Source organism: Streptomyces sp. NPDC034670, from assembly GCF_055574875.1.
The window spans coordinates 89,494-95,508 of sequence record NZ_JBVITR010000023.1; the positions used below are offsets into that span (position 1 = coordinate 89,494).

The 6,015-nt window shown below is 78.2% G+C and carries 6 protein-coding genes; 2 read left to right on the forward strand and 4 right to left on the reverse strand.

Annotation, left to right across the window (positions count from 1 at the left end):
* Window positions 1-81 precede the first annotated feature (81 nt).
* The 3 genes from ACZ56B_RS17590 to ACZ56B_RS17600 form a co-directional block, all read right to left on the reverse strand.
* Complete coding sequence (locus ACZ56B_RS17590; protein WP_468790784.1) at window positions 82-1,080, reverse strand: endonuclease/exonuclease/phosphatase family protein; 999 nt, start codon at window positions 1,078-1,080, stop codon at window positions 82-84.
* A gap of 101 nt (window positions 1,081-1,181) precedes the next feature.
* Window positions 1,182-2,090 (reverse strand): hypothetical protein, encoded by a 909-nt coding sequence (locus ACZ56B_RS17595; protein WP_468790798.1) that lies wholly within the window; start codon window positions 2,088-2,090, stop codon window positions 1,182-1,184.
* Between the two features lie 259 nt (window positions 2,091-2,349).
* A complete protein-coding gene (locus tag ACZ56B_RS17600; RefSeq protein ID WP_468790786.1) occupies window positions 2,350-2,790 on the reverse strand; it encodes a hypothetical protein in 441 nt (146 codons plus the stop codon).
* A gap of 245 nt (window positions 2,791-3,035) precedes the next feature.
* On the opposite strand from ACZ56B_RS17600, the gene ACZ56B_RS17605 reads away from it, so the two are divergent.
* Entirely contained in the window at window positions 3,036-4,250 is a 1,215-nt protein-coding gene (locus tag ACZ56B_RS17605) for a PP2C family protein-serine/threonine phosphatase (RefSeq protein WP_468790788.1), read from the forward strand.
* A 62-nt stretch (window positions 4,251-4,312) separates the two neighbouring features.
* Window positions 4,313-5,398 (forward strand): hypothetical protein, encoded by a 1,086-nt coding sequence (locus ACZ56B_RS17610; RefSeq protein WP_468790790.1) that lies wholly within the window; start codon window positions 4,313-4,315, stop codon window positions 5,396-5,398.
* Window positions 5,399-5,679: 281 nt separating this feature from the next.
* On the opposite strand, the gene ACZ56B_RS17615 is transcribed toward ACZ56B_RS17610, so the two are convergent.
* Window positions 5,680-5,871, reverse strand: a complete 192-nt coding sequence (locus ACZ56B_RS17615) for a hypothetical protein (protein WP_468790792.1) — start codon at window positions 5,869-5,871, stop codon at window positions 5,680-5,682.
* Window positions 5,872-6,015: the final 144 nt, after the last annotated feature.

Sequence of the window (6,015 nt, forward strand, 5' to 3'; positions counted from 1 at the left end):
CCGAACCCTCCCCCCCCCCCCCCCCCCCCCCCCCCCCCCCCCCCCCCCGCCCCCCCCCCCCCCGCCCCCCCCGCCCGGCTGTCACCGCGGGGCGTGCAGCGTGAGGTCGACGACCAGCGCGCGGTGGTCGGTGTCGGCGAGGTCGAGGAAGCGGGCCCGGCGCGCGGTGAACTCCTCGGACACGAGGACGTGGTCGATCTGGACGCCGAACGCCGGGGCGGTGCGGGCCGGCCAGGTCGGCGTCCGGTCGGCTCCGTCCAGCCGGGCCGCGTCGCGCAGGCCGGTGTCGAGGATGCGGCGGAAGGCGGCGTGGTCCTGGGAGGCGTTGAAGTCCCCGGCGAGCACGGTCGGGACGGCCGGGCCGGCGGCGGCCGCGGCGCGCAGCCCGTCGAGCTCCCGCCGCCAGAGGTCCTCCTGGCCGGGGAGCGGCGGCATGGGGTGGGCGAGCTGGAGCCGTACGGCGTGCCCGTCCACGTCGGCGACGGCGCCGGGCATGCCCATGGTGCCGGGGACGCCGCCGGTGTCCTCCAGGGGGAAGCGGCTGAGGAGGACGGAGCCCTCGGAGCCCCCGCCGGGCACGGCCCGCCGGTGCGGGTAGGCGTCCGCCAGTTCCCGCTTCAGCGCGGCGTCGCAGCCGTACTCGCACTCCTGGACGAACACGAGGTCGGGCCGCTCGCGGCGCACGGCGTCGATCAGGGGGCCGGTGCCCCGTCCGAACTCCACGTTCGAGGTCAGCACCCGCAGCCCGGCGACGGGCCGCCCGGCCGGTTCGCCGGTCTTCCCGTACGGCTCGATGAACCAGGCCAGCAGGCCGAGCAGGACCACCCCCCACACGGCGCCGGCCCACCACCGGGCGCGCAGGGTGAACAGCAGCCCGGCGGCCGTGGGCACGAGCAGCCAGGGCAGGAAGGCGAGGAGCTGCGGCACGGGGGTGATGCCGTCGGTGTCGGCGGCCCGGCAGCCGACGACCGCGCTCACCCCGGCGAACAGCAGCGCCGCGCACCAGGCGGCCGGCCGCCGCGCTCCGTTCCGCCGCCCGGTCCCGCCCTCGTTCGTCCACTCGGCAGTCGCAGTGTCCAAAGGTCCCGGCCTTCCGTTCGCGGATGGATGCCCGAATCCTCCCTCAAGGACGGGGGCGGGCGCCGGGGGGTTGCCGCGGACGGCCCGCGGGGCCGTCGGGGTCAGGCGCGGGTCCGGGTCGGCGCCGGGGCGGTGGCGGCGGGGGAGGGGGGTGTGCGGCGGGTGCGGTGACCCGTCAGCCAGGAGGCGAGGGCCACCGTCAGTCCGAGCGCGAGCAGCAGCCAGGACGCCGTGCGCAGGGTGGCCGTGAGGGCGTCGTAGACCGCGCCCGCCGCCGGGCGGTGGATCCGGTCGGGCAGGTCGGCCAGGGTGAGGCGGCGGCCGAGGGCGACCGCGAGGGCGAGCAGGGCGCCGCCCAGGGCCGTGCCGAGGCCGGTCGCGGTGAGCGCGCGGCGGCGGCAGGCGGCGACGGCGATCCCGGCGACGGCGAGGACGACGGTCGCGAGCGGCAGCCAGAAGGCGGCGGCGTCCAGCGCGTGGTACCCCTTCCGGAGCCCGGCCACCTCCTCGGCCGGCACCACGGCGACCTCGGTGTGCCCGGCCGTGAGGCGCTCGACCGGGATGCGCCGGGCCAGCGGCAGGTGGTCGGCGGCGAGCCGCTGCCGGACCCGCGCGGCGACGGGGGCCAGGTCGACGGTGACCGGCCCCCGGACGGCCCCCTCGTCGCGCACGGCGCGCAGCACCGCGTCGTGGACGGCCGCGTTCCCCGCCTCCCACGCCGTGCGGAAGGCCTCGGTGCGGGTGAACGAGTGCACCGCGTCCCGCACGAACGGCCCGGTCGCGCCGTTCGCCGGCCCCGCGTCCAGTTCCCGCGCGACGCCGTCCCCGACGGCGTCGGCGACCGCGTCGGCGACCGCGTCGCGCACGGCGGGGTCGCCGGCCAGCGGTGCCATCGCGCTGACGTACCGCCCGGTGTCGGCCAGCCCGAACGCCGCCCAGGCCGCGAGCGCGCCGCACGGGGCGAGCAGGCACGCCAGGGCGACCAGGGCCGCCGACAGGGCGTCGCGCAGCCGGGCGTGCGACCGCGCGCGGCAGGGGTGCGGGCCGCGGGGGGACGCGGGGCGGCGGGGGGTCCCGCCGGAGGGGGCGCGGTCGAAGGGGCCGGAGGGTTCGTCGTGGAGGGGCACCCCTCCAGGCAAGGCGCCGGGGGCCGGGTGCGCGAGTGCTGGGGGCGCGTACGGGTGCACCGGGCGGTCCGAACGGGCGCCCCGCGCCGTCACGTCCGCACGGGGAGGGGCGCCCCGCCGGGCCGGGCCGCCGGGACGGCCCTCAGGCCGCCCGGCGCCCCGGTGCGTTCTCCCGCGTGTAGTAGCGGTAGAGCAGAGCGAGGAAGGAGGCCACCGTGACGATCAGCCCCAGGACGATGGGCCACAGCACGGGGCCGACGGACTGGCTGACCAGGAAACCGACCGCGCAGCCGATGAAGGCGGCCCAGAGCATCGCGTGCTGTTCCCGCCCCAGCTTCGGGGCGACGCGCTGGACGACCAGGTAGACGACGAAGAACGCGACCCCGGAGAGGAAGCCGAACAGGAAGTTCCAGAGGGTGATGGGGCCGCCGTAGCGGCGGTTGGCCGCCACCCAGTAGCCGAAGACCACGGCCATGACGAGGGGGACCGCCACCCGCGCCATCCGGTGGGTCCGCTCGCTGAAGACGTCGGGGTTGCGGGGCCGCCCGCCCGTGAGCCGGGGCCTGGGTGCCGCGTGAGTCATGGGAGCCCTCCTCTTCTCTCCTCGTCCCCGCCCCTCCAGGGCACACCGGCCGGGATCCGTCGGCAAGTCGGCCGCCGGGCCCGCCCCCGGGAACCCCCCTCGGGGCCCTCCCGGGAGCCGGCCCCGGACCCCGCCCGCCCCGGACCCGTCCGCCCCGGACCCCGCATCCCGGGGGGCCGGGGTCCGTCCCGGCGTCCGCCCCGGGACCGGATGCGGGCCGTGCGGCCGCGTGCTTCGCTGGGGCCGTGAGCCAGGGCAGCGGGGGACACGGCCTGCACGACCGGTACCCCCGGGCCGGCCGCAGTCCCGACGTGCACCGGCCCGTCCTGCTGCGCGTGCGGGGCCGCAGCGTCGCCTGGCTGCCGCCGCTGCTGCTGCTGGCCGCCGTCCTCGCGGCCGACTACGGGACCGGCGGCGAGTTCCGGACCCTCTCCTGGATCGTGCTGGTGCCGGGCATCGCCGCCACGATCTGCGGGGTGCGGGGCACGGCGGTGTTCGCGGTGCTCGCCGTCGTCGCCTACTCGGCCGCGGACCGCGCCTGGCCGCACGAGTACCAGTCGGGGCTGCCCGACTTCATCCTCGTCGCCGTCGGCGGCGTCCTCGCCACGCTGGCCTGCGCGGTGCGGGTGCGCGGGGAGCGCCGCGCGCTGCACATGCGGGACGTCGCCGACACCGTCCGCCGCACCCTGCTGCGCCCCCTGCCGCCCGGCTGGGGGGACCTGGAACACGCCGGCGTCTACCTCACCGCGGACGTCCAGGCCCGCGTCGGCGGCGACTTCTACGACATCCAGCCGGGCCCGCACGGCACCCGGGTCCTCGTCGGGGACGTCCAGGGCAAGGGGCTGGGCGCGGTGGAGACGGCGTCGGTGCTGCTCGGCACCTTCCGCGAGGCCGCCTACCACGAGCCGGAGCTGACGCGTGTCGCGGACCGCCTGGAGGTCCGGATGCTGCGGCACCGCGAGTACACCACGGCCCTCGGCCGGTCCGACGGCGACCGGTTCGCCACCGCCGTGCTGCTCGGCTTCCCGGCGGACCGGACCGACGTGGTGGACCTCGTCGTCTTCGGCCACGAACCCCCGCTGGCCGTCGGCCCCGACGGCGTGCGGCACCTGCCGAGCGGCGGGGGGCTCCCGCTCGGCATGGGCGACCTCGTGCAGCGCCCGCCGGGCGTGCTCCGGGTGCCGGTCGCCGCCGACGAGACGCTGCTGATGGTCACCGACGGGGTGACCGAGGCCCGGGACGCCGACGGCAGGTTCTACGGTCTCGCCGCCGACGTGGCCCGCGCGGTGGCGGCGGACCCGCGCACCACCCGGCCGGCCCGGCTGGTCGCCCTCGTCCGGGACGGGACGCTGCGGCACAGCCGGGGCCGCCTGGGCGACGACACCACGGCCTTCGCGGTGCGGCGGCGGACGCGCGCCACGAGGGACGGAGCCCCCGGAGGGGGACGTTCACCGTCCTGAGGCCCCCTCCGCGGCCGCAGCGGTTACCGTGCTGCGGTGACTGATCGACAGGGGGAGGGTCCATGACCGGAACCGTGCTGCTGCTGGCGGCCTCGCCGCTGGGCCGCGGACGGCTGGTGGACGCGGCGTCCGTGCTCCCGGTCCTCGCGGCGGTGCCGCCCGCCGTGCTCGCCGGCACCGACACCGCGAACGTCGTCGAACTCGCCGATCCGCTGCAGCCGCAGGCCGTGCTGACCCGGCTGCGCGCGGCCGCCGCCGCCCCCGGACCGCTGACCGTGTACGTCACCGGCCAGCTCCAGCTCGACCGCCGCCAGCGGCTGCCCCACCTGGCGCTGGCCCGGACGACCGCGTCCACCGTGCGGTACACGGCCTTCCCCTGGCACTGGTTCCGGGAGGAGCTGCGCCTGCGGCCGACGGGCGCGACGACGCTGGTCCTCGACCTGCACGCCGACGCGGAGACCTGGCAGTCGCTGTGCGCGCCCCGGCCGCCGGGCCCGGCCCCGGACCTCCTCGACTGCGGCCGCGACAACGCCGTCTACGGGCGCGTCGCACCGCCGTCGCGACGCCGCGGCGTCGCGGAACCGGCGTACATGAAGGCGGTGGCGACGATCCTGCGCAGCGGGCGGCGTCCGCCGGACGAGGAGCTGCACCGGCAGGCGCTGGCCCGGATCGCCCCGGAGAGCACGGGGGCCGACCTGGTGCTGGCCCGCGGCGGTCCCGTCCCGGGCGACCCGCACGCGGCCCTCACCGCCGCCGTGCGCTCCGGCCGCCACGCGGACGCCGACGCGCTCGCCGCGCGCCTCGAGCAGGCCGCCGCCCTGGCGCACGGTCCCGCCTCCGAGGAGACGTTGCACTGGGCCGAGGTCAGGGCGGACCTGGCGATGCTGGCCGGCGACGCGGCGCGCAGCTGCCGCGCCTGGCTGGCGGTGGCCACCGCGCGGCTGGCCGCCGGGCAGGCGGCGGACGCGCCCGCCGTCGAGGCGGCCGTGGACCGGGCGCACCACCAGTGGGGCCGGATCGGCGAACCGGCGCGGGCCCGCGAACTGGGTCCGGCGCTTGCGGAGCTGCGCAGCCGGGTGCCCGGGCGGCGCGAGGGCGCCCTGGACCACGTGCGGCGGCAGCTGCGGCAGTTGCAGACCCAGGGCTGACCGGCCGACCGGGACCGGTCGGCACCGGACCCCGCGGGCCCGGCCCGATCCAAGCGAAAGGCCCCTGGGGCGTGTTTCGAAAGGAGCGTCGTCTGCCCGAGGGGCGGGCCCGGCGACGTCGTGGGGGTGTCCCCTGCTCGGGCGAAGCCGAGAGCCCGGGGGAGCGTGCGATCGCGAGGCGGAGGGTCGCCCCGGTACCGGGAGGTACCGGGGCGAGCCCGACAACGCGGTGAGCGTGCGTACCAGGCGTCGCCGGGCGGGCGGGACTTTCGAAACACGCCCTAGTCCGGCGGGTCCTGGCGCACCGCCGCCTCCACCGCCGTCTCCGCCGGAGCCGTGGTCCGCGGGCCGGGCTCGGAGCGGGCGGCCCCGGTCGGGCCCGCGTTGGCCGCCAGGACCAGCGCGGCGACCGCGACGACGGCCGCGGCGAAGCCTCTGGCGTACCGCTCGGCGGTGCGTGTGCGTTCCAGCACGGCGACCTCGCAACAGCGACGGGTTGAACGAGATTGGTCCGCGGTTCAACCTAGTACTCCAGCAGCGGATCGTGTCCTGAGCTGGTGATTGTCGTTGTCCCGGTGTGGAGAGCATGACTGAAGTCGGTTGCTGGGCTGCGGAGT

What these genes read in the sequence shown, in the direction of transcription:
- ACZ56B_RS17600 (WP_468790786.1), bottom strand. Translation starts at nt 2,790, where the DNA reads ATGACTCACGCGGCACCCAGGCCCCGGCTCACGGGCGGGCGGCCCCGC.
- ACZ56B_RS17610 (WP_468790790.1), top strand. Translation starts at nt 4,313, where the DNA reads ATGACCGGAACCGTGCTGCTGCTGGCGGCCTCGCCGCTGGGCCGCGGA.